Raw genomic sequence first — 514 nt, 5'->3', positions numbered from 1 at the left:
GTGTGCTAAACGATATTCATATTCGCTTGCGTCAAGTTCTTGAAACATTTTACACGCTTCAGAAAAACTAGACACTTTAATATCCGGTAGCAACATTGCAACTTGTTCTTCAAAAAGTTTTACTTTTTTCTTTTCAGAGTAGTGAGCAATCACCAAAAGTAAAACAATAAGAATGGCTACTAATAACCATGGTGAAATACTTATTACTACCACAATGCCTCCAATCAATAGAGCACAAAGGAGAAAGATCCTGATCCATTTTTCCAGTTGTTCATTTTTAAGTGCTGCAGACGTTTTATTAACGACTGAGAAATCAGAAGAAGGATGTGCAGGAGGGAGCGACATTGAAGCCTGTTCTGGAACTTTCTCTTTAGAAAGTTTTTTGCGTTTATCTTGCCAATAAGCAAAAATGGAAAACGCAAAAAACGCAATGAAGATTAACCAAAACCATTCCCAAAAACCTAAGCCATCATTTTTGTCTGATTTATTGTCTTCAATGGAGGTAACTTGCTTA

The 514-nt window shown here is 35.6% G+C and carries 1 pseudogene; it reads right to left on the bottom strand.

Annotation, left to right across the window (positions count from 1 at the left end):
- Positions 1-514: pseudogene (locus tag ACFIKB_RS09700) on the bottom strand (hypothetical protein); the annotation flags it as partial.

It is taken from the genome of Bartonella sp. MR110HLJHH, assembly GCF_042194225.1.
GTDB classification, from domain to species: domain Bacteria; phylum Pseudomonadota; class Alphaproteobacteria; order Rhizobiales; family Rhizobiaceae; genus Bartonella; species Bartonella grahamii.
This window is presented reverse-complemented; position numbering and strand designations above follow the sequence as displayed.